The organism is Pseudactinotalea sp. Z1732, assembly GCF_049724975.1.
In the GTDB taxonomy this organism is placed as follows: Bacteria; Actinomycetota; Actinomycetes; order Actinomycetales; family Beutenbergiaceae; genus CALKWS01.
In genome coordinates, this window is record NZ_JBMPQC010000001.1 from 486,888 (window position 1) to 511,508 (window position 24,621).

The 24,621-nt window shown below is 66.3% G+C and carries 26 protein-coding genes; 10 read left to right on the plus strand and 16 right to left on the minus strand.

Translation table 11 applies throughout. The features are described from left to right. Positions 1 to 98 precede the first annotated feature (98 nt). Positions 99 to 530: a DUF6653 family protein gene (locus ACPL7H_RS02300; protein ID WP_424795526.1), complete on the plus strand. Its 432-nt coding sequence runs from the start codon at positions 99 to 101 to the stop codon at positions 528 to 530. A 136-nt stretch (positions 531 to 666) separates the two neighbouring features. After that, positions 667 to 1,581, plus strand: a complete 915-nt coding sequence (locus tag ACPL7H_RS02305; RefSeq protein ID WP_424795527.1) for a hypothetical protein — start codon at positions 667 to 669, stop codon at positions 1,579 to 1,581. Here the strand turns inward: ACPL7H_RS02305 and ACPL7H_RS02310 are convergent. Next, positions 1,560 to 2,408, minus strand: a complete 849-nt coding sequence (locus tag ACPL7H_RS02310) for an NAD(P)H-dependent oxidoreductase (protein WP_424795528.1) — start codon at positions 2,406 to 2,408, stop codon at positions 1,560 to 1,562. The two genes, ACPL7H_RS02305 and ACPL7H_RS02310, sit on opposite strands and share 22 nt — an antisense overlap. Positions 2,409 to 2,493: 85 nt before the next feature. On the opposite strand from ACPL7H_RS02310, the gene ACPL7H_RS02315 reads away from it, so the two are divergent. Together ACPL7H_RS02315 and ACPL7H_RS02320 are read left to right on the plus strand one after the other, a co-directional pair. Continuing rightward, positions 2,494 to 2,850: a winged helix-turn-helix transcriptional regulator gene (locus tag ACPL7H_RS02315; protein ID WP_424795529.1), complete on the plus strand. Its 357-nt coding sequence runs from the start codon at positions 2,494 to 2,496 to the stop codon at positions 2,848 to 2,850. A gap of 3 nt (positions 2,851 to 2,853) precedes the next feature. Then, entirely contained in the window at positions 2,854 to 3,354 is a 501-nt protein-coding gene (locus ACPL7H_RS02320) for a DUF456 domain-containing protein (RefSeq protein ID WP_424795530.1), read from the plus strand. A 35-nt stretch (positions 3,355 to 3,389) separates the two neighbouring features. Here ACPL7H_RS02320 and ACPL7H_RS02325 read toward each other — a convergent pair whose 3' ends face one another. The 4 genes from ACPL7H_RS02325 to ACPL7H_RS02340 are packed head-to-tail and all read right to left on the minus strand — an operon-like array spanning position 3,390 to position 7,376. Further along, a complete protein-coding gene (locus ACPL7H_RS02325) occupies positions 3,390 to 4,067 on the minus strand; it encodes a response regulator (RefSeq protein WP_424795531.1) in 678 nt (225 codons plus the stop codon). Then, positions 4,042 to 5,463, minus strand: coding sequence for a sensor histidine kinase (locus ACPL7H_RS02330; RefSeq protein WP_424795532.1), 1,422 nt, complete (start codon positions 5,461 to 5,463; stop codon positions 4,042 to 4,044). The genes ACPL7H_RS02325 and ACPL7H_RS02330 overlap by 26 nt, the downstream gene beginning before the upstream one ends. Before the next feature lie 45 nt (positions 5,464 to 5,508). Next, positions 5,509 to 6,447 carry a hypothetical protein gene (locus ACPL7H_RS02335; protein ID WP_424795533.1) on the minus strand — a complete coding sequence of 313 codons (939 nt, stop codon included), beginning with the start codon at positions 6,445 to 6,447 and terminating at the stop codon, positions 5,509 to 5,511. Beyond that, positions 6,444 to 7,376 carry an ABC transporter ATP-binding protein gene (locus tag ACPL7H_RS02340; RefSeq protein ID WP_424795534.1) on the minus strand — a complete coding sequence of 311 codons (933 nt, stop codon included), beginning with the start codon at positions 7,374 to 7,376 and terminating at the stop codon, positions 6,444 to 6,446. Before ACPL7H_RS02340 ends, ACPL7H_RS02335 begins: the two co-directional genes overlap by 4 nt. A 511-nt stretch (positions 7,377 to 7,887) precedes the next feature. On the opposite strand from ACPL7H_RS02340, the gene ACPL7H_RS02345 reads away from it, so the two are divergent. The 4 genes from ACPL7H_RS02345 (at position 7,888) to ACPL7H_RS02360 (ending at position 13,186) form a co-directional block, all read left to right on the plus strand. Further along, the gene (locus tag ACPL7H_RS02345; protein ID WP_424795535.1) at positions 7,888 to 8,454 is read left to right on the plus strand and encodes a hypothetical protein; all 567 of its coding nucleotides are present in this window, start codon (positions 7,888 to 7,890) and stop codon (positions 8,452 to 8,454) included. Positions 8,455 to 8,867: 413 nt separating this feature from the next. After that, a complete protein-coding gene (locus ACPL7H_RS02350) occupies positions 8,868 to 10,760 on the plus strand; it encodes a DUF4209 domain-containing protein (RefSeq protein WP_424795536.1) in 1,893 nt (630 codons plus the stop codon). Between the two features lie 268 nt (positions 10,761 to 11,028). Beyond that, a complete protein-coding gene (locus tag ACPL7H_RS02355) occupies positions 11,029 to 12,171 on the plus strand; it encodes a calcium/sodium antiporter (protein ID WP_424795537.1) in 1,143 nt (380 codons plus the stop codon). A gap of 466 nt (positions 12,172 to 12,637) precedes the next feature. After that, entirely contained in the window at positions 12,638 to 13,186 is a 549-nt protein-coding gene (locus ACPL7H_RS02360) for a GrpB family protein (protein ID WP_424792915.1), read from the plus strand. 134 nt (positions 13,187 to 13,320) lie between these two features. On the opposite strand, the gene ACPL7H_RS02365 is transcribed toward ACPL7H_RS02360, so the two are convergent. The 4 genes from ACPL7H_RS02365 to ACPL7H_RS02380 form a co-directional block, all read right to left on the minus strand. After that, positions 13,321 to 13,797, minus strand: coding sequence for a hypothetical protein (locus ACPL7H_RS02365; protein ID WP_424792914.1), 477 nt, complete (start codon positions 13,795 to 13,797; stop codon positions 13,321 to 13,323). Positions 13,798 to 14,101: 304 nt separating this feature from the next. Further along, positions 14,102 to 17,920, minus strand: a complete 3,819-nt coding sequence (locus tag ACPL7H_RS02370) for a hypothetical protein (protein WP_424795538.1) — start codon at positions 17,918 to 17,920, stop codon at positions 14,102 to 14,104. Positions 17,921 to 18,114: 194 nt separating this feature from the next. After that, complete coding sequence (locus ACPL7H_RS02375; RefSeq protein ID WP_424795539.1) at positions 18,115 to 18,924, minus strand: hypothetical protein; 810 nt, start codon at positions 18,922 to 18,924, stop codon at positions 18,115 to 18,117. Beyond that, the gene (locus ACPL7H_RS02380; protein ID WP_424790763.1) at positions 18,908 to 19,435 is read right to left on the minus strand and encodes an RNA polymerase sigma factor; all 528 of its coding nucleotides are present in this window, start codon (positions 19,433 to 19,435) and stop codon (positions 18,908 to 18,910) included. The genes ACPL7H_RS02375 and ACPL7H_RS02380 overlap by 17 nt, the downstream gene beginning before the upstream one ends. 188 nt (positions 19,436 to 19,623) lie before the next feature. Between ACPL7H_RS02380 and ACPL7H_RS02385 the strand changes: the two genes are divergently transcribed. Both ACPL7H_RS02385 and ACPL7H_RS02390 read left to right on the plus strand, forming a co-directional pair. Continuing rightward, on the plus strand, positions 19,624 to 20,103 hold the full coding sequence (locus ACPL7H_RS02385) for a DUF2975 domain-containing protein (RefSeq protein ID WP_424795540.1): 480 nt from the start codon (positions 19,624 to 19,626) through the stop codon (positions 20,101 to 20,103). Then, positions 20,103 to 20,321 (plus strand): helix-turn-helix domain-containing protein, encoded by a 219-nt coding sequence (locus ACPL7H_RS02390; protein ID WP_424790761.1) that lies wholly within the window; start codon positions 20,103 to 20,105, stop codon positions 20,319 to 20,321. Before ACPL7H_RS02385 ends, ACPL7H_RS02390 begins: the two co-directional genes overlap by 1 nt. Before the next feature lie 290 nt (positions 20,322 to 20,611). Here ACPL7H_RS02390 and ACPL7H_RS02395 read toward each other — a convergent pair whose 3' ends face one another. The 7 genes from ACPL7H_RS02395 to ACPL7H_RS02425 form a co-directional block, all read right to left on the minus strand. After that, positions 20,612 to 20,971, minus strand: coding sequence for a hypothetical protein (locus tag ACPL7H_RS02395; protein ID WP_424790760.1), 360 nt, complete (start codon positions 20,969 to 20,971; stop codon positions 20,612 to 20,614). 1,092 nt (positions 20,972 to 22,063) lie between these two features. Continuing rightward, positions 22,064 to 22,435, minus strand: a complete 372-nt coding sequence (locus tag ACPL7H_RS02400) for an abortive infection family protein (protein WP_424795541.1) — start codon at positions 22,433 to 22,435, stop codon at positions 22,064 to 22,066. Beyond that, positions 22,432 to 22,794: a hypothetical protein gene (locus ACPL7H_RS02405; protein WP_424795542.1), complete on the minus strand. Its 363-nt coding sequence runs from the start codon at positions 22,792 to 22,794 to the stop codon at positions 22,432 to 22,434. The genes ACPL7H_RS02400 and ACPL7H_RS02405 overlap by 4 nt, the downstream gene beginning before the upstream one ends. Before the next feature lie 6 nt (positions 22,795 to 22,800). Beyond that, positions 22,801 to 23,142: a hypothetical protein gene (locus tag ACPL7H_RS02410; RefSeq protein WP_424795543.1), complete on the minus strand. Its 342-nt coding sequence runs from the start codon at positions 23,140 to 23,142 to the stop codon at positions 22,801 to 22,803. Positions 23,143 to 23,144: 2 nt separating this feature from the next. Beyond that, positions 23,145 to 23,618: a prevent-host-death protein gene (locus ACPL7H_RS02415; RefSeq protein ID WP_424795544.1), complete on the minus strand. Its 474-nt coding sequence runs from the start codon at positions 23,616 to 23,618 to the stop codon at positions 23,145 to 23,147. Positions 23,619 to 23,935: 317 nt separating this feature from the next. Next, positions 23,936 to 24,337 (minus strand): type II toxin-antitoxin system VapC family toxin, encoded by a 402-nt coding sequence (locus tag ACPL7H_RS02420; protein ID WP_424789355.1) that lies wholly within the window; start codon positions 24,335 to 24,337, stop codon positions 23,936 to 23,938. Beyond that, positions 24,334 to 24,555, minus strand: coding sequence for a hypothetical protein (locus ACPL7H_RS02425; RefSeq protein WP_424795545.1), 222 nt, complete (start codon positions 24,553 to 24,555; stop codon positions 24,334 to 24,336). Before ACPL7H_RS02425 ends, ACPL7H_RS02420 begins: the two co-directional genes overlap by 4 nt. Between the last annotated feature and the right edge of the window lie 66 nt (positions 24,556 to 24,621).

A 24,621-nucleotide genomic window follows, 5' to 3' on the forward strand; every position in this document is an offset into this window, starting at 1 on the left:
CACGAAGTGGTAACGTTCCGGACGTTTCGGCTGGATACGTCAGAAACTCGTGGGGTGAGGTGCTTGCGGCAAAGCCACGTGACGATCAGGCTGGACCCGTGCCGCACGAGGAGACCTTCTACGCCTGGTTGTTCCAGCGGCACGCTCATCCGATCAGCGCCTGGTCAAGGCTCCTGAGCACCCCACTGCTGTTGGTTCCCCTGTGGACGAGGCGCTGGTGGTTGTACCTGCCCATCGGCGCGTGGATGGCGGTCAACCCGGTGATAACCCCGCCGGCTCACGAAACGTCCTCGTTCGCGACGCGGGCCATCCTGGGTGAAGAGTCCTGGACCCGGGACCCTCAATCGGAGCCGATGATCCTGGCCCTGACAGCCGTGGTCAGCGGTTCGCTCGTCGGCGCAATGACGGCCGCCTACCGACGCAACAAGGTCGGCGCGATCGCTGGCACCGGGATGTCGATGGCACTCACGTTGTGGCAGTGGAAGTTGTGGGCGGACCGATTCACGCGAACAAGCCGGACGGCAGCCTGACTTCAGCCCTCCCTAGGAGGACGGCCTCGCATTACCGGCACGCACACCCCTTGCGGCATGAGCGCAGAGCGCGTTTCGAATCCTGCTGTCACAATCGCCACCCCCGGCACATAGGGGATGCAGGGAGGGTGGAGCAATGCATCGAATCAGATCCGCGGCAGCGCTTGCTGTCGTGCTGGGCGTGGCCACCGGCTGTGGCGCGGCGGGGGCGGACCACCAGGAGGCCGGTGAACTGATCGCGACCTACTCCGAGGGTGGCCATGGCCGGGAGTGGGTCGGGCAGGTGAACCTGGCCGAGGCGGTGGTGCTGGGTTCCGCCGTCGATGTCGACAACTGGGTGAGCACGTTGCCCGGTGCCGATCCGGCCGAGTTCGTGGAACTGGATCAGGTTGACCTGACCGAGCACTTCCTCGTCATCGGCGGCTACCACCAGTGCACCGAGACCAGTGCGATCATCGTGATCACCGAGGACGACGACGTCCGCGTCGTTTTCGAGGTCGCCTCGCCTGATCCCGACACTGTGTGTGACTGGTCGCCCTACACCCTCGATGTGTGGGCCGTGCCCCTCAGCCTCACCGGCGGCGAAGTCCCCGGCTCGGTTCCGATCACCTCCGGCACCGGTTCCAGCACGACGGCCCCGGAACCGGCGCGACCGACGGCGGTCGGTGACCTCCTAGCTACCTGGGATGAGAACACCGTCGACCGTGACGCGATGGAGGCGGTGGTGTCGCACTTCTCCGGGCCGGTGCGGCACCAGAACTCCTTTGACGGCCTGGCTGCGGCGCTGGCCGACTTCGACGAGTCCGGCCCCGGACTCCTGGCGGTCCAGGACGCGGATCCGAGCACGGCCTTTCTGCTGGTCACCGGCTACCACAGCTGTACCGAGCGCAGCATCGTCCAGGCTGACCTGGACGCCGACCCCACCAGGGTGTGGATCGAGATCGAGTGGGAGGCCGACGTGGACTGCGCCTGGGCGCCCTACACCCTGGATGTGTGGCAGGTCGGGCTCGGGGAGGTCGGCGACTTCGTCTACATCGACGACCCTGCATAGCACCAATCGGCAGCGTCCCGGCGCCGCGCCTCAGCCGCCTCGCCAGGGTCCAGCACGTGCACCGACAACCCGGTCTCACCCGGCCGGATGTGGTCGCTCAACTCCCACTCGGGGGTGTAGTGACCGGTGAACTGCGGCCGGTAGGCGATGGGCTCGTCGGTGAAGAAAGCGTCCAACCGGGTGCGCAGGTGCGCCCTGACCTGGCTGTACCCGTGGCTGTCGAGGACGTCGGCACTCGGGACGGCCAGCGGCTCCAGTACCTGCATCCCGGTGTAGGCGAGGGTCCCGTGCAGCAGGCCGAAGAGCATCTCCTGCAGTTCCCCGCTCTTGCCCCGTGGCCCGATCGATCGGGGCCGATCGCCCAGCGTGACGACGACGAAGGCGCGTTTGCCGGCGAAGGGCCCCTGTTCGAAACGCAGCCGGCGGCCCGTGGCCGGGTCCTTCCCGAACGCGAAGCCGGAGTGGAACACCTTGTCGAACCATCCCTTGAGGATGGCGGGCATCCCGTACCACCACAGGGGGAACTGAAGCACGACGGCGTCCGCCGCGAGCAGTTTCTCCTGCTCGGCCACGATGTCCGGGGCGAGGCCCCCGGTGAGGTAGGCCCGCCGTACGTCGTCGGAGGGGTTGAACCGGCTTGGGCGTGGGAGCACGGCATCCGGTCCGAGGACAGGGTTCCAGCCCATGGCGTACAGGTCGGACTGCAGCACCTGGTGGCCGCGTCCCTGCAGGTGCGTCGCGGCATCGCGCCTCAGGTGCCCGTTCAGCGAAGCCGGCTCCGGGTGGGCGCTGACCCAGAGAAACGTGTGGGGAGGCGTCGTCGTCATGCTGCTACTGTCACAGCCCGACGTCGACGGCGGAAGTACCGAAATTCTGTGCCGGTACGGCCATTCGTGGCCGAGAGGAGGAAGCGTGCGAGCATCGGTTGAGCGAGCCGCGCAGGTGTGTCCGGTGGAGATCGCGGTCGCCGTCCTCGGGGGAGCCTGGAAACTCACCATCGTCAAACACCTGCTGGAGCACGGCGTGCACCGCACCCACGAGTTGCACCGACGCCTGCCCACCGCCAGCGAACGCACGCTGACGCGTCAACTGCGGGAACTGGAAGAGGACGGCATCATTCAACGCACGGTCCACCCGCAGGTGCCCCCGAAGGTGGAGTACGCACTCACCGAACTGGGCACCACGCTGCGTGCGGTGGTGCAGCAAATGGACCATTGGGGCGCCACCTATGGCACCACCCAGGCGCCGGCCGCCGCGCGGACGACCTGAACGATGGATCCCACCACACTGGACGTGATCGTCACCGTCGTGGCTGCGCTGCTGCTCGCGGTGGCGGTGCTGGGCACGATCTTCCCGATCCTGCCCGGATCAGCGTTGACTCTCATCACCGTCGTCGGCTGGGCCTGGATCCTGGGGTCGGGTGCCTCGTGGACGGCCGGCATCATCGGCGCGGTGCTCGCCCTGGCGGGAATGAGCGCTTCATTGATCCTGACCGGCCGGAAGATGCGTCGAGAACGCATCCCGAACACGCCGGTCCTGGTCGGTGTGGCCGGCGCCATCGTGGGCATGTTCGTCATTCCGGTCGTCGGGCTGTTCCTCGGCTTCGCCATCGGGCTCCTGGCCGCGGAATGGTACCGCCGGCGCGACCTCCGGGCAGCGCTGCGTTCGTCCGTGGAGGCGATGAAGTCGATGGGGCTGGGGATGATCATCGAGTTCGTCTGCGCGTCGTTGGCGGCTTCGGTGTTCGCGATCGGTGCGTTGGTGCACTTCTGAGTTGGGTTCTCGCCGTCCGAGCGGACCGCCGGAAGTCAACTGCCGCCTACCCGGACCAGGCCGCTCTCGTAGGCGAAGATCGCCAGTTGTACCCGGTCCCGCAGGCCCAGCTTGGACAGTAGGTGGCCGGTGTGGGTCTTGATGGTCGTGGTGGACAGGTGCAGACGTTCGGCGACCTCGGTGTTCGACAGCCCCGAAGCCACCAACCGCAGGACGTCGGCCTCACGCGGCGTGAGGCCGGACAGGCGTGGGTCTCGCCTGTCGACGTCGCGCTCAGCCGGGGTAGTGGGGAGCCGGGCGGAGAACATCGCCAGCAGCAGTTCGGTGACCCGCGGGGCCACCACGGCCTCCCCGGCTGCCACGGCCCGGACGGCGGCGACCAGCTCGGCCGGTTCGGCATTCTTAAGCAGGAACCCGCTCGCGCCCGCGCGCAGCGCCCCGAAGGCGTACTCGTCGAGGTCGAAGGTCGTCAGCACCAGCACCCGCGTCGCGGGGTGCGCGGCGACGATCCGCTTGGTCGCCTCGATCCCGTCGCCGCCGGGCATCCGGACGTCCATGACGACGACGTCAGGGCCGAGGGACGCCACCTGGTCGACAGCGACCCGACCGTCGGCGGCTTCTCCGACCACGCGAAGGTCCGGCTCGGACTCCAGCACCATGCGAAAGCCCTTGCGGAGCAGGGCCTGGTCATCGGCCAGCAGGATCGTCGTCATCGCGCCTCCCGTCGTCGTGGGGTCCTGCCCCGATCGGCAGGGTGACCGCGACGCGCCACCCGCCTCCCGGCCGCGGCCCGGCCTCGCAGCTCCCGCCGAGGATCGCGGCGCGTTCCCCGATCCCCACGAGGCCGCGTCCGCTCCCCTGCGTCGGCGCGTCGGACGCCCCGGCGGGCCGTCCGTCGTCGAGCACCTCGATCGCCACGGCGTCGAGGGTACGGACGATCCGGAGCGTGACCCGCTCGGCGCTGCGGGCGTGCCGCAGGACGTTGGTCAGCGCCTCACCGACGATCCGGCGCATCGCGAGTGCGACCGCACCGGGGACCTGGACATTGAGCCCGCTGGCGGTCACGGGCAGGCCGGCTGCCCGGAAGCGGTCGACCAGGACCGTGAGGTCCGCCACCTCGTCGGCGGGGTCGGGGGCGGTCTCGTGCAACGCCGTGAGCACACGCTTCATGTCCGCGAGCGCGCTCCTGCCGGTCGCCGAGACCTCCTGCATCGCCTCCCGCGCCTGCTCCGGTGACCGGGGGACGACGGCGGTGGCGCCGTCGGCGAGGGCGACCATGACCGAGATGCTGTGCGCGACGACGTCGTGGACCTCGCGGGCGATGGTGGTGCGCTCGGCGGTACGGGCCATGAGGAGGTGCTGCCGGTGCTCCCGCGCGAGCGCCTGCGCCTGTGCCCGCATCGCGATCGTCCGCTCACGCCTGCTTCGGGCGCTGAGTCCGGCCACAACGGCGGTCAACTGGAGCAAGGCGCCGAGGGTCGCCTCGAGGAAACGGGATGCGTCGCTCGCGACGATCGCCCTGCCAGAACCGCTCCACTCGGACGGGGTCAGGGGGCCGGGCGGGTGGTCCGGCGCGCCGGCGGTCAGGTTGCTGAGCCCGATGATCACACCCCCCAGATCGAGGCTGAGCCCGGCAAACATCGCGAAGCTCACCGCGACGAGCGCGCCGAGGACGGCCGGCCAGGTCCGTACGGGTGGCCATGCCGCGGCGAGCGCGTGGATGGCCAGCGCCGTGCCGAGCACCGTCGCGCCCGGCGCCCCGGTGACCGCGACGTTGAGCACCGCCAGCGCCGTCGTGAGCACGACGGTCCGGACCGGTCGACTGCGGCGCTGCCGTAGGGCGAAGGCACCGAGGAGCCCAGTGACGGCCGTGACCCCCGCGATGGTGAGAGCCCCCTGCGACCCCGGGGGGTGGGCGAACCAGATGACGCCGGGGACCAGATAGGTCGCGGTCGCCAGCAGCGCCGCCACGAGGTAGCCCTGCCAGACGAGCCTGTCCGCGAGGTCCGGCCGCTCGGCGAGGGTCTGCCGGGCCCGCTCGATCCAGGTCCGGACCCACCCGGGAGCGCCCGTCGCCGCGGCGGACGTCCTGGACAGATCGAGGGGCACACCTGGAGTGTGCCAGGCCACCGTCTCGCGACTCACGTGCGGGCCTCAGATACTGCTGCGCCGTAGCCGCACCGCGGCGACCAGGAAGAGCACGACGACCCACACCGCCATGACGCCCAGGCCGAGCCACGGGGTGATGCCCACTCCCGCCTGGGCGGCGTTCTGTGCGGCGCCGGCGTCGGAGGCCACCGCAAGCCGTCCCGCCCACCCCGGCAGGGCTGCCACCAGCCACGAAGCACCAAGGAGCACGACGATCTGTTCGAGGAGGAACACCAGCACCACCCCGGCGACCAGACCCGCAGCAGGCCCTCTCGCGAGGGTGCCGAGGGCGGTGCCCAGCAGCGCCGAGCCCACGAGGTAGAGGACGAAGCCGCCCAGCATGCGGGTGGCCTCCGGGTCGGAGGGGTCCAGTGCGAGTACGAGTTCGCCACGGAGCGGCAGGATGGCGAGGAAGGTGACCCCCAGCGCCGCAACCGCCGTCAGTGCCGCGGCTGCGGCGACGGTGAGCCCTTGAGCAGCGAGCACGGGCACCCGGCGGGGGACTGCGAGGAATGTCGAACGGGACGCGCCGGCGGGGTACTCCGTGGCGCCGATGAGGACACCGAGAGCCAGAACCGTCACGAGCGCCTTGGCGAGCAGCACTGGCGTCCGGGACGGGACGGCGACGAACGTCGGCCCGGCGCTCCGGCTGGAGAACTCCCCGCTGCCCAGCAGTACCCCGAGGAGCAAGATCGGGAACTGCGTGATCACGAGTGTGCTCGTGACGAAGTAGGCGAGGCTGCCGTACCCCTCGGGGCCGACCTGGGAGCCGATGCCGCTGAGGTAGACGAGTCCGGTGGTGAGCAGCACCATGACCGCGGCCGCCCACCGCGTGGAACGCAGGCCCCAGGCCTTGGACCACTCGGAGGCCAGGACGCGGCCGAAGGTAGCGCGTGGTCGCGTTGGCAGGCCGACGGGAGCGGGCAGGTCGGCGACGGTGCTCATCGGGTCTCTTCCGTCCGGGCCGGTGCCGTGGTCCGGTACTGCACGGCGTCGGCCGTCAGGACCAGGTATGCGTCTTCGAGGGTGCCCGACACGGTGGACAACTCGAGCAGGGTGACCCCGAGGTCCGCTGCGAGGGCGCCGACCGCCCCGGCGTCGGCGCCGGTGACCTCCAGCACGCCCGCCTGCGACATGACGACGGTGGCCCCGCGGTCCTCCAGCGCGCGGGCCAAAGGGCCGGGGTCCACCCCCCGGACCCGCACCACACCGGCGCCGGCCGTCGCGGCCACGAGCGTCTGCAGGTCCTCGTCGGCCAGCAGCCGCCCCTGTCCGATGACGATGACTCGGCCGGCGGTCTCGGTCAGTTCACTCATGAGGTGGGAGGACAGGAACACGGTCCGCCCTTCGGCGGCCAGGGCCCGCAGCAGATGACGGATCCACCGCACGCCGTCGGGGTCCAAGCCGTTGACCGGCTCGTCGAGGATGAGGGTGGCGGGGTCTCCCAGCAGGGCCGCGGCGACGCCCAGTCGCTGGCCCATGCCCAGTGAGAAGGTCCGGACCCGGTGACGGGCGACGGACTCCAGGCCGGCGAGACCGATCACCTGCTCGACGCGCGCCCGACCGATGCCGTGCGTGCGCGCCAGTCCCATCAGGTGGCCGAGCGCCGTGCGTCCGGGATGAGCGTTCCGGCCGTCGAGCATCGTGCCGACCTCCTGCAGCGGGGCGGGCAGGTCGGCGTACCGCTGCCCACCCACGGTGGCGGAACCGGACGTCGGCCTCTCCAGCCCGACGACCGCCCGGATCGTCGTCGACTTCCCGGCCCCGTTCGGTCCCAGGAAGCCGGTGACCGTGCCGGGCCGCACGGTGAAGGACAGGTCGTCCACCGCCGTCGCGGCGCCGTAGCGCTTGGTCAGGTGCGTCACCTCGATCATGTGCTCTGCTCCAGTTCCCACCGGCACTGCTGCCGGCGACACTGACGACGCTACGAGCGGCCGAGAGGGAGTAGAACGTCCCTGGCGACGAGATCGGGCGTGCCCCACCTCCTCCCCGGGGAGGAGGCGCACCCCTGGACCGATACCTGGGGTGGAGTCCCTCGTCGCGGCACTACGCGGATGCGGCATGACACGCCCTCGTGGCCCTGGAACCACGCTGGCCCGCCCCAGCCGATGCTGGACAGCGCCTGCCACGCCCGCTTGTTGCGGGGTCACCGAGAGCGCGTTCAGATAACGCCCCCTCACCGGTCACATCACCGGACTGGTCTAACGGGACGGCCCGGAATGAGCACGGACGTTGGCGCAGGTCAGCGGAGCGCTTCTGCGTTGAACGTTCGGCTTGCGAGACAGTCCGAAGCCGCAAACCCGAGACCCGGTGCCTTCCGCCACTATGCCGCCCGTGCGGTCCTGGTTCCGGTCGAGTGTCGGTGCTGTGCGGCACAATTTCGGCATGGTGCAAGACGTGATCCCGTGGCTGCTCGGTCCGGCAGGCATCGTCCTCGGATGGTGGCTGAATCAGCGCACGCTTCGCGGCGACGCGGAACGCCAGGCGCGAGAAGCAGAAGAAACCGCAGAGCGGCAACGGGTGCTCCAAGCGGTAGGACTTGCGCGCGACACCGCCGGGCTTATTCGATCGCTGCTTCACGGCATCTACGTGAAGGCGCAGTACCGACGAGCCCCCGAGGGCCTTTCAGAGATGATGGACGAGTTCAACCGCACGAAGGACAGGTTTCGTGGTGCCGTGCTCGCGCTCCGCGTGCTCGGTCCCTCGTGGGCTGTCGAGAAAGCGGAGCGCCTGGACGTGGAAATCAACAAGTTGTCCGAACTCGGGTTCGTTATGCAAAAGGGCATCAAGTCCGAGCACATGACAACTGTAAACGAGCAACTACCCGAGTTGGATCGCATGCTGCGCGACTACGTGAGCACCGTGAGCACCCACTACAACGACACGGCGTCCGACCTTCCTCCGCCTCCGGACATGGAGAAGGAGGGCCGCTGGCAGTCGATCGAGGAATGACGCCGCTTCGATGGTCAGAGTCAGTCCTCGCGATTAGTCTCCCTGAGTAAGTGTCGCAGCAGCGCGCAGGGGGTCGCGATAATGTCTTGGGTCATTCGCGGGTTGGAAGCGTTCGTCTGATTGCAGACAGCATCGCGGGGGCTCTCTGGTTCACCCGGAACTCGTCCGAGAGCGACGATCTCAAGCCGACATCGATGAGGGCCTGGCAAGAGGACCTGGCAGTGACCGGCTATGAGCCCGCCGACCCTGAGGACGCGTGCAGCAGTCCGTCCCGACCCTGGCCGTCGCTAGGCGCTGGCGCTGACTGACGTCCCGTAGGCCGATCATGCTGCTCGCGCCGAGGTTGTTCGGCACCTCGCGCATGGCCCGCCGGCCGCGCCGTATTCGTGCCGCGCCTTGCCTAGGGTTGAGGCATGGCCAACGACGATGACTCGACGACCCCGCCAGCATCCAGCACTTCCTGCCAGGCCGAGGAGGCGGCAGATGAGGTGCCCGATGCTTCCTGGTGGGAGGCTGTGAGCCAGAGCGAGGATGTCGCCGTCTTCGAGGCTGCGGAGGTGCTGCACTGTCTGCTCGCAGATCTGGCGCAACGCGCCCACGAGAGCGAGGGCAGCTCCTCGGTACGATCACGCACGCTGACTGCCATGGCGCGTGCCACCTCGGCGATGCTCAACCCGGATTCTTGGGACGAGCCGTTCTCTCCGGCCATGGAGTCAGGCGGATCGCGCACGGTTGTTCCCAGCGACCTCGACGCAGCCGAACTGACGCTCCTCGCACAGGCACTCCCTATCATCGAGCCGGTGGTGCTGCGCGCCAGGATCGCCGACGTTGTGTGGACCTACCGGTTCCCTCGCGATCCGACGGTGGCGCTCATGGCCGCCGATGCATACCTGGCGGTGCCGCTGACCTGGGATGCGTGGGTACGCTCTGGACATGACAGCTACCGCCGGGTCGTGGAACTGGCACGACGGCAAGGCAAGCCAGGCGCGGCCGTGTTGGAGAAACTCACGTCCACGTTGGTGGCCTTCCTCGCTGGCGACGGGGGCAACGGTTACCTCCAGGCACAAGTGTCCGAGGTCCTTCGGGGTGCTGGCAAGACCACCCCCGAACAGGCGCGTGCCCTGGGAGAGCGGTTGGAGGAGTTCGCGACACACACAACACGAGGAAGCCGGGCCGAGCGTGCGCTCCTGCGCGAAGCGTCCGCATGGTGGAACCGCGGCCAGCGTGATGAGGGCGCCTGCCGGTGCCAGGCCCTGGTTGCCGACTCGTACGCGACGGAAGCCGAGATGCGGATGGCGAGGGAGCGCTCCGCGCTCGGTGCAAGCGGGCCGCTGGAGAAGTCACTCGAAGCGCTGCGGTTGTTGCCGCGCAAGTACCGCACTGCCCATGGGCTTGAAGAGGTGATCAGCCAGCGACAACAATGGCTGCGGGAACTGCGCGAACTCTCGCTCGAGGAGATGAGCCCGCTCGAGCGAGAACCGATCGAGATCTATGAGTTCGTGAAGAAGGCTCAGAACCGAGTATCGGGCTTGGAGCGTCCCGCGGCCCTGCTCGCCCTTTCCCGAATTGCGACGCTGTTCGACCTCGATGAGCAGACGGAGTCTGCACGCAAACACCTTGCGAACGGCATCCTCCGGCTGCTGACTAGGTCCACGATGAGCGGGGACGGACGCAAGGTCAGCGTTGGGGCGGGTGACCCCGCATCTGAGCCGTCTGAACAGGAAATCATCGACGAGTTGGTGAGCCGCAACCATCATCGGATCGGGCTCGTCGTCCAAACTCTCATTGCACCGGCGCTCGAGGTCATCAGCACCGAGCACCGATTTGACCTGGCGTTCGTGGAATCAGTGTGCCGGGAGTCCCCGACGGTTCCCATTCGCCATGCCGGCCTGTGGGCGCGAGGCATCTGGCACGGACTCAACGGCGATATGCCCTCGGCGCTGTCGCTCCTGGTGCCGCAGATCGAGCAGATGGTGCGACTGCGGCTCAAGGCTCAAGGTCTCCATACGCTCAACATCGGCGACAACGGAGTTGAGACCGAAAAGGCGCTCGGCTCGCTTCTCGAGATGCCTGAGTCGAAGGTGTTCTTGGGTGAAAACCTCGCCTTCGAGTTGCAGTCGGTGCTGCTCGAACAGGTCGGGCCGAACTTGCGCAACGAGATCGCCCACGGACTCGTGACCGATGCAGCCCTGTGGGGAGCAGCCAGCGTCTACACCTGGTGGTTGTGCCTCCACATGGTGCTCGCGCCGTACGAGCTCAAGGACATCGGAGAGGAGTCCGGCGACCGATCTTCACGCGGAGCGTGACCGTGCGGGGATGCCCTTGTGCTCCCCGAACCACCGTGTTCGGGAACAGCCCCGAGGTGTCGCCAAGGCTGAGTTGCTCTCCCGGATGAGCGCGGCCACGATCGACCGGCGGTTGGCGCCCGAGCGGGCCAGGATGCTCCCGGGGGGCCGCTCGCACACCACGCCCGGGACACTGCTGAAGTCCCAGATCCCGATCCTCATGCGGGTGCTCAACCGGGTCGATGGAGTGCTCATCGCGACTCGGGTTGTGATCCTTACACTCCTACTTATGGACCTTCTAGACCTGGGGCGGATCATTGTCGGGTTGGTGCTGCTGGTGCTGGGCGGGGAGGTACTGGTGCGAGGGGCCTCCGCCTTGGCTCGTCGAGCGGGGGTTTCCTCCCTGGTGGTCGGGCTCACCGTGGTCTCGGCGGCCACGTCGGCGCCCGAGCTTTCGGTGAGTATCGGTGCGGTCCTGCGCGACGAACCCGGACTGGCGGTGGGCAATGTGGTCGGCAGCAACATTGCTAACGTCTTGCTCATTCTCGGCCTCTCCGCTCTAGTTCTACCGCTGGCCGCGACACAACGGTTGGTGCGCTTTGATCTCCCCCTGATGCTTTCTCTGTCCGCGGCGCTGGTGCTGGTCTGCCTCGACGGGGTGATCAGCGCGGTAGACGGGCTAATCCTGTTCGGTGCCGTGGTCGCTCACACCGTGCTGACCGTCACCATCGGCCGCAGAAGGACACAGTCCAAGGCCCCTGTTATGCAGCTGGCTGAGGGTTCCCCGGGTATCGGCACCTCCGCCCAGGCCCAGAAACTGCCTGTGGCCTCGAGCGGAAAGTCGATTCTGCTCGTGGTGTTCGGAGTTGCTCTCCTGGTAACCGGGGCCACGCTCCTCGTCGAGGGCGCGGTGAACACCGCCACCACGCTCGGGGTGAGCAGCCTAGTGGTCGGTTTAACCGTCGTGGCCATCGGCACATCTCTGCCTGAGCTGGCGACTTCCCTCATCGCCGTGCGCCGTGGCGAACGTGACTTGGCGATTGGCAACGTGGTCGGCAGCAACCTCTTCAACATCGGAGTCGTGCTCGGGTTGCCAGCCATGATCTCCCTCGAGGGCATTCCCGTATCCAGCGCCGCCCTGGCCTTCGATATCCCGGTAATGTTGGCGGCCGCGATCGCCTTGCTGCCCGTAGCCTTCACCGGCTTCACGGTGGCGCGATGGGAAGGCGCCCTGTTCGTAGCCCTGTATCTGGTTTACCTCGGGTATCTCATCCTGGCTGCCACCGCACACGACGCACTGGAAGGACTTACCGCCGTGATGGCATGGTTTGTCCTCCCATTGATCACGGTGACGCTGATCGCCTTCACCGCATACGAAATCGGGCTGCGTAAGGGCCGACAAGGCAGCGGCACAACCCCCCGTCCGTCCTGACCACGAGCCGCTGACTAGATCAACCCGGGCCTGTCAATACCGCGCGGCCCCCAGGCACCAGATAGTCGCCCCCCCGATCAGCGCCAGACCCAGTGTCTAGTGGCCACCTGCATGGACACCCGGCCTGTAATCCAGATGACGTCACGAGGTGGCCTGAGTATTGGATCAGAGGAATCAACTCTGCAAGCCTCCCCAGCACACTGGCCGGCCATCACCTGCACCCCAACACCGTCATAGAGCGGCTGCGCGACCTGGGCGTCAACCCCTCAGCGCCCGCAACCGAGCCATCGGTGAGCTCGTCCTCGAATGCCCGTCCTCGCTCGTTGCCGAGGTCCTCGGCTACAGCACGCAGGTGGCTTTCCTCCACGCGAGCAAGGCTGCTGAGCCATGGGCCCGATGTGCCGGCCGATCCGTCAGGTCGCCCTGAGCGTCCCGAAAGACGATCGGTGAATGGGACGATGTGCTCATGAGCCAGTGGCCAACGTGGGCGACGAAGCAGATACATGTACACCCACCCGATGAGCAGTGGCAGCGACGCGGAGCGCAACTGTGTCGGGAGCTGGAGATCGTGCTGGCCTGCTGGCTGGTTGCCCCGACGCAACACGTCGGCTCGACGGCCGTGCCCGGCCTGGCAGCCAAGCCGGTGATCGACGTGCAGGCAGCGGTAGTCGACCTCGGTTGTGCGGACGCTGTAGCACAAGCCCTGTCCCCTGATGGTTGGCACCTCGTCCCCGCCGAACTCGACGCCAGGCCGTGGCGTCGCTTCCTGGTCCAGGTGATCGACGACCACCGTGCAGCGCACCTACACCTTCTGCCGGCCAACAGCCCGCGCTGGGCCGAGCAGCTGGCGTTCCGCGATGCGCTGCGCGCTGATCCGGTGCTCATGCATCGCTACGCGGAGCTGAAACGGACATTGGCCACGGAACACACCACGGACCGTGAGGCGTACACGGCGGGGAAGGCGAAATTCGTCCGTAGTGTCCTCGATGAGCAGTCGAGCCCAGACCAGAGGTGAGAGCCGTCCCGTAGCCGATCTCCAGCGGGACGCCACCATCATGCTTGCCGATCTGCTCGTGCTGCGGGGCGGCGTGTCCGGCCCTCGTGACGCGTTGATCGAGATCCGTCGGCACGTTGCTCCCCGGCAGAACGTCAGGCGTTGCTCAGACGGATGCGTAGCCGCTCGGTGAGCTCGACGTCATGGGGCAGATGCTCGAGCTCTCCGGCAGCAATCTGGACGCCCTGCTGGTCAAGAATGCCCGCGAGGTACTCCCAATGGTCGGTCGCCGAGGCCTCCTCGGAGTGGCCCTCGGGCGGCTCGTCCGGACCGACTACCGTACGAGCCTGCGCCGTGATCGATTCGACGGACGTATGGCGCCAAATGTTGGGTGGTCCGCTTTCGGTCCAACCCCGATCATCGAGCACGGTGAGGCGGCGACCGTCGTCGAGGACGGCCATGAACAAGGCCGAGAGTGACATCACTCGCGGATCTTCAGGATGAACTTCTTGCCTAACCGGTGCCCACCCCGGCTCGGAGCCATCCAATATCGGCCCGTCGGCGAGCGAGACAGGGGGAACGGCTCTGTCGTCGATGTCTACGACGGTCAAGAGACGAGTCACGGCAGCCATACGTCCCATCTTCCACGAAGGCGCCCACCGATCGCGCTGTCTCGATGGAGGATCCACTAGCGGGATGGGCCCCAGGTCGCGCTCAGCCCGGCACCAGGCCGCACGCTGTCCGCCGCGGCGCAACGTACCCTTGCGGGCGATCGACCACTAGTTGCCTCCTGCCCACCAACTGCCTCCTGCCCACCATGTCGGGGCGAGGCATGCCTCCGTAGCCGCCCTCTCAGCACGGATAGCAGTAGCTGAGTTTCTCTACTCGCCGCGCGGGAAATTCCGGCAGGACCACCAGCACGCGCGGGTGGTCCTGTTAGAGGACCTTGAACCGCGTCCTCTTCTTCATAAGCTTGACCCTGTCTGTCGCGGCGAGCCGGTTGAACAACGTCGCGGCGGCGTCCCCCGCCGGCACGTCGCCCTCCTCGTCCGCTGTCTGGAGTTTGTCGTATGGCGCTCCCAACTTGGTCAAGATCTCGACCAGTCGGGCCCCGTCGAGTCCCTGATGGGCAGTAAGCAGGGGAATGACGGTGTCCTGATCAGGGGCAACATTGGCGATCCGGCTGATGCGGGCAATGCTCAACTTCTCCCCACGCTTCACGGCTCTACGTGCTGCAGCGCGGTGGAGCCCGACCTCCTGCGAGGACGGGGCGATGAAGTTGTCGAAGTCGGCAAAGACCCGGTCGTGGAGCCCCGAAGCCGCCTTGTCGTCCTCGAGCAACCCTTGAGTAAGTGCCTCACTCATCCGCGATGCGCTCACGAACTGTCGGAGCTCGATGTGGCGGGCAAGCGCCTGGGAAAGGGACATCCACCCCGCGGTGGCGAACCGGTCGAATGCCTCCTCGCCGATATTCAATAGGCCGCGGTCGAGCATCTCGGCGAACAGGTCGTCTGGGGCTGGCTCGAGTTCACCGAGCGGTAGGTCGGACGGCCCGACGCCCAACTGAATGGCCAAGTCGGCCCGATGTGCCGCCTCGAGCTCTTCGTGGGCATTGAGCAGTCTCAGCGCCAGCGATGCCCGCAGCGGCCCAGACGCCTCGTCGACGTCGTCGGAGGGCCCACCATGGGTCTGGATTGCGGCTCCCTGGGCGGTCAGGTGGCCTGCCAGTTCCGCGTCGACGGCGAAGTGCTCAATATACTCGGTCAAGTTGGGGACAGTGAGGGCGAACCGGTGGCGCGCAGCCAGCGGTTTCCAGGTGGCCTGCGGGACCTTCGAGAGGTCCTTGAGGGCGCTGCCGGGGCTGCTGCGGTCCAGGGTAGAGTTCAGCAGGCTGGTGGACCATTCATGGTCTCCGGTGAGCAACGCCAGCAAGGTCTCGGGTTCCTCGACGGCGAACGGGGTGGCGGGGTCCTCGTCGACGGCTTGCAGGTAGGCGCTGACGTCGGTGAGGCAGCGTATGTTGACGCCCTCGTTCTTTCCGACTACGTCGAGCGACACTGGTCCTGTAACTCCAAGGGCGGCCCGGAGGTTCTTGGCTGTCAGGACGTACATCTGCGCGGCGACCAGAAGGCCTCGTAGCGGCTGCGCGACACCGGTCAGGTCCTCGACCTGCACGTCGCACTCGCGGGCGAAGTCCTTGACGACCTCCGCGCGCTGCTGGCTCTGCTTCTCGGTGAAAGCCCCGATCTCGGCGTAGTGGTTCGCGATGTAGCCGCGGATACCGTCGCCCAGAGCAAAGTCGACCACGCCGGTGGCGGTCGTCAGGGCGGTGCTGACCAGCCCCAGCCGAAGCGTGTCGGGGACGGCGTCGGAGGCCAGATAGTCGAAGAGGCTAGGCCAGGGATGCGCGGCGAGCAGACCGACGAGCGTGGCGTGGGGGGCGCGGTCTTCGGCGAGGTACGTGGCCAGAAACTCGCGGGCGTTGTCGTCGAAGTGCGACGCCAGGAAGCCGGCGATCTTGCAGGCCCTATCTGAGCGGTGCTCGAGGAGGTACGTGACGATCTGCGGGTTGAGGGCGCTGACGGTGCGGTAGAAGTCGGGTTCGGTGTCGTCGAGCTGCTCGAGCAGGTTGCGCAGGGAGTGCTCGCTCGCGAAACGGTGGTCGAGCAGCATCTCGTTGGGTTGGACGCCGCGGTAGTAGAAGGTCTCGGCGTCGATGCCTGCGAAGGTGCCGTAGAAGGCGGCCGAGTAGGTCGCGAAGTTCCGGTTGATGTATCCCTTGCGCACGAGTTCCCTGGCGATGTCGGAAGTCAGGAGCGTCTCCAGGAGAACGGAAAACGTCAAGCCTTGCTTGTCAGTGAACTCGGGGCGTTCCAACAGGTCGGTGTACCCGGCCCCGCGAAGGAAGTCGATCTCTTGGGTGAGGAGCTCGATTCGGCGATGGGCGGCGGTGTTCCGTTCGGTCGGCCAGACCCCCTCTGTGAAGGCGTCGGGGAACCAACTCTGCAGTGCTGTCTCGTTGATTTCCTTGGCGCCGCCCGGGTGGGGCCGCCTCCCGTTGAACGGTTCGACGGTGATGCTATGATTCTGCGCCACCGCTTCCCAGAACGCGATGGTGCCCACCTTAGACACATCGAAGTGCTCGGTGCCGACTCGGTAGCGAACTGGCTCTCTGAGATTAGATTGGTTTGCAAGCAGGACACCTCGGGACACGAGCACCAGTTCGCGGCCCAAGCGATCGGCGAGCGCGCTCTGCCCGGCCTCGGTGACCGACTCGCGGGCCTGCAGGCGCTCAACCTGACGGGTAGAGACGGCGTGACGGACCAGCGTCCGATGGGCACGGTCCAGGTCGTCGAGCGCGCTCTTGCGTGTAGGGACGGCCTCGAAGTCGGCCAGGCGAAAGTTTTTGTACACCACCAGGGCGAAGAGCCGGTCCCCAGTCAGTTCGGGGGCCGGATGATTGACCCACAACAGCCGCTGGGCGTACACGGTGAACTCGTTGAGGATGTTCAGCAGCAAACGCATGTCGGTGACGTATCGAGCCACCAGCGATAGCAGAGCCCGCGACACGGTGCCGGTGGGGATGCTGCGCTTGGCCAGCTCCCCTTCTAGGACGTCGCGGGCGTTGCGGTGCGACAGGAACGGAACCATCGGGATGACGACGTCGAAGAACTTGGTTCTGTTCGCTCTCTCGGCTAGGACTTCACGCTGCACCTTGGTCCGGTCCTCGGCGTTCTCGCAAGGCCTGGCTGTCTTCTCGTCGTCTGCTCGGCTCTCTGCTTCTGCCTTCCCGCGGTCGTCCTTCTCCTCGGGCTCAGGCTCGACGAGCCGCTCGAACAGGCTGTCCTTGATGGCGTAGATGAAGCACAGTTGCCGATCGGGCGCGGCCGCACCTCGGCCCGGCGAGGCGTTGAGGATAGTGTTCAGCTCGCGCAGCGAATCGAAGATAGCCGGGTCGTCAAACCGGTCGAGGTCTTCGAGGATGACGTAGTCCTCGTTGCCCCGGTCGAAATACGTGACGAGTTCGTCGAGGTAAGTGTCGAAGTAGGTGTCGTCGCGCTCCCCGAGCGTGATCGAGGCCCCGGCCGTCGACAGGCTGGTGATGATGCGGCTGTCCGCTGCCATCCGAAGCCACCAAGCGATAGTGGTCGCCGCGCCGTAGAACAGCAGCCAGGCTAGGACGAACAGCAGGATGGCGCCGACCGACCTCCAGGTCCACGACAGGTCGTCAGGGAAGGCGGCGACATCGGGCAACCATCCGCCGAGGCCGAGGAAGAGCCCGAGCACGGCTGTGGCAACGGCGGTCTGTAGCCAAGCGTACTTGGAAGCGATGGGATCGGTGCGGGCAAAGCGTGAAGAGCGCAGTTCGCCGGGTTCGGTCCGGTAGATCAACTGCTTGACCAGTTCTTTTTGGATCCGGTTGGTCAGTCCCTCGCCATCGCGGTCCGGTCCAAGTGTTGTGATGGTAACCCGTAGCACCCTGCTTTGGTGCCTATCCTCGAACTCGTCCAGGACGCTGGACTTGCCGGTGCCGTACCGGCCCGTCAATGCCACGTTCCTATTCTTGACGTCCTCGACAACCCTCTCGAGGTGCTCCACGTAGGTGCCGTGGCGCTCGACCTGAAACAACGACGCAAGAGATCGAAGTTCGTGCCGAAACCCGTCCGGGGTAAGACTCTCAGCAGTCAATGAAGCACCACTTTCTAACACCGTTGAGGCTGGGGCATCCTGGTCGGGGTTCTGGGGGTCGGTCACGCGCTGGGTTCCGTCTCTCGCTGTTGCCCTGCACTATGCCGCATACCCCCGACATAGCAGCAACGCCGGGCTGCCGGGAAGATTGACAAGGTTCCATTTGTCCATCCGCCTGCGGAACGTTGACCTATCAGCAGGCTCGTTGAAACTGGACGCGCGTCACTGCGCCGGAACAAGATCTCGGCTGGGCGCGCATATCAGTCTGCGTGTCCCGCAGTATGAATCTGCTCCTGATCGAGGTCGACGGAGGAGCCGTCAGCCAGGTGCAGCCGTAGGGTGATGTCCCGCGCGTCAGATATCCATGAAGGCACCCAGGCTGCCAGAATTCCATCGTCGATGCTGGCATGCACGGGTTCAGGTGTGCCGGGCACGTGCAACTCAGCACCTTGGACCAGATGGCCGGATCGGGCACTGATGAAGACCAAGTGCTCCCCGTCGTGTTCGCTGTTCGTCAGGACTGCTGCACTGATCCCATCTGGCTCCGGCTCGTCGTAGTTGCCGACGTGCATGAGCGAGCCGGAGTACGCGGTTGGGTCCTCAAGGTCACCCTCAAATAGGCAGCCCGCGCGAGCAGAGGCAGAGTGCAGCACCACGTAGGTGAACACCCCGCGTTGTTCGACGATTTCCGCATCGCTGCTGCCGGGCACCGCAGTGGGACTGCCAGAGGCACTTTCAGCCGCTGCATTGACCTCGCCCATCAACATACTGCAGGCTTCGGCGGCGGCGGAACTAACATCAGCGCTAGCTGGCGTGGGCACTGCGGTCCACGTGGCATAGGCATCGTCACCGGTCAGCCCGGGGACGAAGACCAGCGCGCCAACTACCGCCGCGGCGGCTGCACCTGCCAGCAGCAGGATGCGCCTGGAGCCTTGGCGCCGGATGGTGGCAGGCTCAACCGGGTGCGCCATGATCTGCTCGGCAAGTCGTTGCGCTTCGGGTCGCTTGTGCGCAGCCGAATCGGCAGGTCCGGCCGGATCAATGCGCCTGAGTTCATCGAGGTACGTCATAACTGCTCCTCAGAATGGGTGTGGGGGCTGAGTGGGGTCGATGCATCCCAACTCGTAGTCGGCGACGGGCCCGATGCAGTCGGACACGGAAGGCACGTGCCGTGATGGACAGGACCGAGGCGGCTTGGGCCGAGGTCAAGCCTTCCCACACGACCAGTGCCAGGACCTCCTGGTCCTCTGGGCTCAGTCGGGAGAATGCGCGGGAGAGGTCGATGCGGGTGTCTGCTGCTTCGAACTCGTCCTCGGACGGAACATCTGAGGGCTCCCACGCCACCAAGCGGGCATCCTTGCGGCGTTGGTTGGCCATGAGGTTATGCGCCACGGTGAACAGCCAGGCCCTGCCTTCACCCTCACCGAGCGGGACCTGCTCCAGCGACCGCCAGGCAACCAGGTAGGTCTCGGCAACAACGTCATCACCCTCACGGATTCGCCGCCGGACGAACCGCGTGAGGTCGTCAAAACTGGCATCGAACAAGGCTTGAAAGCGTTGCTCGCGCGAGCCATCGGGCACGTCAACTCCTCCCTCGGACGGACTTACCCTGTACATGTCCCCAGGACCGTAAGTGTTACCCACCATCGCCCAACGGCACGGTGGCTCCCTCCGTTGTTCAGTGTTCGTGCGGGAGCCCGGTTACCAACCGCTGCAAGCAAGATAGATATCTATCGACTTTCGATCGAACGCTAGTTACGCTCGAGGGCATGAGTAATCGCTTCGTCGTCGTTGCCCTGCAAGCCATGCTGGTGGCTGCCCTGGTCGTCATCGCTGCGGTCCAACTAGTTGGCCTGCCTTGGCTGTCTGGGGTGGTGGCGCGCGATCTGCCAGATGAGGCCCATATGCGCTGGCCCATCCTGACGCTGGCGATCTTGGGTCTGATCTGTGTCCAGGTCGGCATCATCTGCACCTTGCGGCTACTGGGGTTTGTCCGAAGCGGTGAGGTATTCTCAACCCGCGCCTTCGGCTGGGTCGACGGAATCATTGGAGCCTTCCTCGGCAGCAGCCTCGTCTGCATGGCGACGATCGCCTACCAGTCAGCGACTGTAGCGGGCCCGCCGCTGTGGGGCCTGATGTTGATCGGTGGTGCCCTGACAGGCTTGGGGCTTGCTCTGCTGATGACAGTTATGCGCACACTTTTAGTCCGTGCCACCACGCTCAGAAGCGAAATGGATGTAGTCATCTGATGGCCATCGTCGTTCGCATCGATGTTGAACTGGCCAAGAAGAAGATGCCGGTGGCTGAGTTCGCCGAACGAGTAGGGATCACCCCGGCGAACGTCGCAGTCCTGAAAAACGGTCGGGCGAAGGCGATCCGGTTCAGCACCCTAGCGGCGATGTGCGAAGTACTCGACTGCCAACCGGGTGACCTCCTGGAATGGGTAGCCGACGGCGACCCTGAGTGACAACCCTCGCGCCAAACAATGCACGCGAGCGGAGTTGTGTCGTAGGGCCCAGTGGCAGATGCGCCCCGGGGACTGCTCGCTGTGTTCGCGAGCGGCAAAGGATGCCCCTCGTAGGTCTCATCGAATTCGTCTCGTAAGCGGAACGTCAACCGGGATGTCAGTTTGTGAAGTCCGCGATCGGTGCGAAGTCGGAACGGACGGACGCCGACCTGCAGCGGCGACAGGACCTCGCCACATAACCGCCAAGCAACATTTCGTCCGTTCGAATGGAGGATGCAGCGGGGTGCACCCTAATGGGACGGGCCTCGTTCTGAGCCGGTGGACAACGGCGAGCGTGATGAGATCTCCAGGAGGTCGAGTGGGGCGAGTTCGTTCGCCTGGACCTCCGGAAGGGTCTGCAGGAGCGGATAGAAGTGTGGATCGCTGAGATGGCCATCGAACATCACCGGAACTCCGGCTGCCTCCTCGAGGACTTTGGCCATGCACGCAGCGACAGCCCGTCGAGCACCTGGGTGCTTCGGTACCAGGGCCTCGGTGATGGCCTCGAGTTCGGTGTCGTTTGACGTGCCGAAGACGAAGCACGCGGCGACCAGGCCCCCTTCGATGAGGCTCAGGGTCGAGCGCTCGGTATTGAGTTCCTCGGCGATCATGGGTCCAAACTCGGCGAGAAGCGCCGATCGTTCGGCGGTTGGAGACCATGAGGCATGCACGACCTCATAGAGGCGCGTCCACGCGTCGTTGAGGTTCTCGTTCGTCCACCCAGAGGCAGATTCAACCGGTGCATTATGGTTGGCCTCACACCAGGCCTGGAGTGATTCCGATCCAGTGGACACGAGTTCGGCTGGGCAGTGCTGGTACCGGATTCCTCCCACCGAGAGCACCGCGGCCTGCTCTCGACTGCACGGCCGCGTTTTGATGGACATCGGTAGGCCACCAACGTCCACGAGCGCATCGAGAAGGCCGCTCGGCCCTGTCCTGGGTAGCTGAAGCCACGCGATTTCTCGTGTCGGGTGCACGCGGTTCGGACATCGCATTGCCGCACCCACGATCTGATCGCCCGCCAACTCCACGAACGAGTGACCGTTCGGCCGCCAGCCGTCCGGCTTCAGCCACGGTACGTGGGCCTGGGCCAGGTCCTCAAGGGTCGTCCGTCGGATCACTGAAGCAACGATCCCAGACTCACCCCAATGCGTACAGTTCGCTTGGCCCTGGGGCGTTTTAACTCCGACCGCCCGCCACAGGTCTGTGGCGCAGGGTGTACCCCAACGCGAGGCCGGCTCCTCAACCTGCTGCCGCGCTCCCTACCGGTGAAGGATCGGTATAAGGCGACGCGGTTACGCTTGCGGACGTCCGCTCGGCACACCCCTGCAGCACGATGGTTAACCCCATCAACGATGAGCCGCCGGTGTCGTCGTATGTCGTCCAGCCACGGGACAGGGCGGCCGCTCGGGAGTCGACGATCCCGTGGGTGAGCCGCAGGTTCGTGGCGTCCGTTGGCCGGCGATCAGCGCTCCGCGAGCAGGACGCGGTCGGACAGCATCTGCCAGTGCGTGCTTCGCCAACTTGCCGGTAGTTGCGCGGATCGGCTCGAACACAAGACGGTCTGGTGGTTGACGCCGCGAGCGGCCGGAGCACTTGGTTTCAGGCGTTCGTCCGCTGGTGTCACCAAACCCGCCGAGACATTCGGCGGGCAGGAGACGAACCGCGGCAGCGAGGTCGATTGCATCCGAAGCTGGCTGTGGTCAGGACTTCGAGCGACGCCAGGGCGCATCGGGATCGGCGAGCGTCTCGAGCATGAACTGGCACCAGACTTGAGCCGCGCCGACGACCAGGCGGGCGTGTCGTGGACGCACCCATCTCGGCACATCCTCGGCTCCGTGATCGATGCCGACGCTGTTCCTGAGTTCGGCCACGCTCTGGGTGAGGGTGACCAGCGACTGCAGGGCTTGGCGAAGCGCGCGGTCCTCGTCGCTGACTGACTTGGGGGCGAGGCCGAGCGATTCCTGGGCGGCGTTAACCAGGGCAGGCACTTTCGCTGCTCGGGTGTAGCTCTGCCCGCGTGCGGTGAGAACGCACTTGGCGGTCGACTCGATCAGGGCCTTGGCGGTGCTCACGGCGAGCCGTGGATCCGTGTCGACGCTGTCGCCGAGCCTGCGTCCTCGCGCAGAATCCGGATCCATTTGTCCCGTAGCCCGTCGTTGCTGGCCCAGCCTGTCGGGTTGTCCTCGATGATCTTCTGCAGCACGTCGCCGAACACCTCGGTCAGGCGCTGAACTCCGACGGCATCGTCCAGGTCGAGGCTCGTGAGGTATCGGCGCATCCGCTCGCGCCGGACGCTCTCGTCGTTCTCGCGCGGCTGCGGCGATCCGAGGGCGACTCCCCGGTCCTCGAACAGCGCGTCGATCTCGCGCACCGGCGTACCGGTCAGCCTGTCCGAGAGCAGGCGCATCACCCGCGGGGTGAAGCTTCCCATGCCCTGCTACTTGGTCTCGTTGGGATGTGCGGTGTGGACCTGTTCCAGGTAGACGGTGCTGCCGTCGACGTAGAACCACACCCGCGCAGTCCCCTTCAGGGTGGGCTTGTGCTGCCAGCGCTGGAAGGTCTGGCCGCCCCGGGTGATCAGGGCCAGGGGTCCCTTGAGCTCGTAGTTGGTCGGGGTCGTCATCAGGGGTGTACGGGTCAGGAAGTCCCAGGTCTCACTCATGGGGTTCCTGATCGTCGCCACAAGGTCGCGCCAGCCCTTCTCGGACTGCTTTGTGGCGTACTTCAGCACGTACTCCGACTTCTTCGGCGGTCGCGGGACGACTGTCTCCTTGGGCATGCTCAGGGGCGCTCGACGACCGTGACGACGACGGCGTCGTCGTTCTCGTCGAGCCATTCGACCGGCTGCGAGCCCAGGCCTGCGGCGATCGCCGTGGCCGTCTCACGCCAGCTGGCGAGCTGGGCGATTGCCAGGTGCGGCTGCTGCGTCGAGAAGGACGCCCTCGCGGCGTCGATAAGGTCCCGGGCGCACTGCTCCCGGTCCTGGGAGCTCAGCGCGTACATCCACGGGTACCGGCTCGCCATGCGCTCGCTCAGCGGCCCTTCCTCGAGCGTCACCGTGATTAGAGTGGCGGCAATGTGCAGGAGCTCGGCTCGGGCGTTGGCTTCGCGCTGGGACATGAGCACCAGGGACTCGCCGTCGCGGCGGGTCACCGTGACAGGGTGGTCCTCGGCTTCCGCGAAGACCTCGGCCGAGTGCTTGCTCAGGTCCGAGGAGCGCCGGGTGTACGCGGGGTGGTCGGCTGCGAGAGTCATGCCACCCATCGTATTCGGAACGTATTCGGAAGTCTAGTTTGGGGTGGGCTCGTCGCCCCGTACAGGTCTGGGTGCGCATACAGAGAAGTCAACTCGATGCTGTTGTCCCATGCCGGAATCGCGGCCAGGGCGGACCAGACATGATTATGCAGCACGCCCTGCGTCCTCTCGCTCCCCGGCCTACGCGGGGACGAACCACCCACCGGCACCGGTACTGGCTCGCGCTCTCACCCTCCGAAGTTCAACGCGCGGTCTGACTTGACTACGTGGCCAAGTGCGTCACTCGCCAATCGAGGATCGACCATCGAGACGAGCAGTCAGGTGATCAGCTGAAACGAGCAGCGCGGTCCGCTTGCCCCGGCAAACTTCCTGTCACAGGTAATGAGATTGCCGTCCAGCCGCTCGGCTAGGGCAACGTACGCCGCGTCGTAAGCGGTGAGGTTTTCGCGCAACTCCCAGATCCGCTGTAGCAGCGGTGCGAGCGGCATCCGCCGGATGGGGAAACCCGCCAGGTGCCGCAACGCCGCCGGGACGGACGCCCGCAGCGTGGTATTCGGCCGGCTCAGGCCGCGCAGTGCTGACACGATCTCGGCGTCTAAGTGAGCCGGTGCGAACAGCGCGTCACCAGCCGCCAGCCGAGCCGCAACTGCCTCCCGTCGCGGATCGTCGGCCGCATAGAAGGCGACCAGGGCGGAAGCGTCGACAACGGCAAGGGTCATGACGCCTCGCGCACCTCCCGCACCGCGGCGGCCGCGTCCTCGATGGTCACACCGCTACCCTCAGGGGGCTGGTACGACGCGACGTAGTCGTCGAGGCGCGTCACCCTCGCGACCTCGGTAAGCCGCTCGACGACGAACGCCGACAGCGACTGTCGGTTGGCCTCGGCCGCCTGAGCTAGCGCCGCATACACATCCTCAGGCACGTCTCGCAAGTTCATTCGTCTCATGGTGCCAGTTTGGCACCAAACGGTGCCAGTTGTCGATCCCCCGTGGGCGGTTCGTCT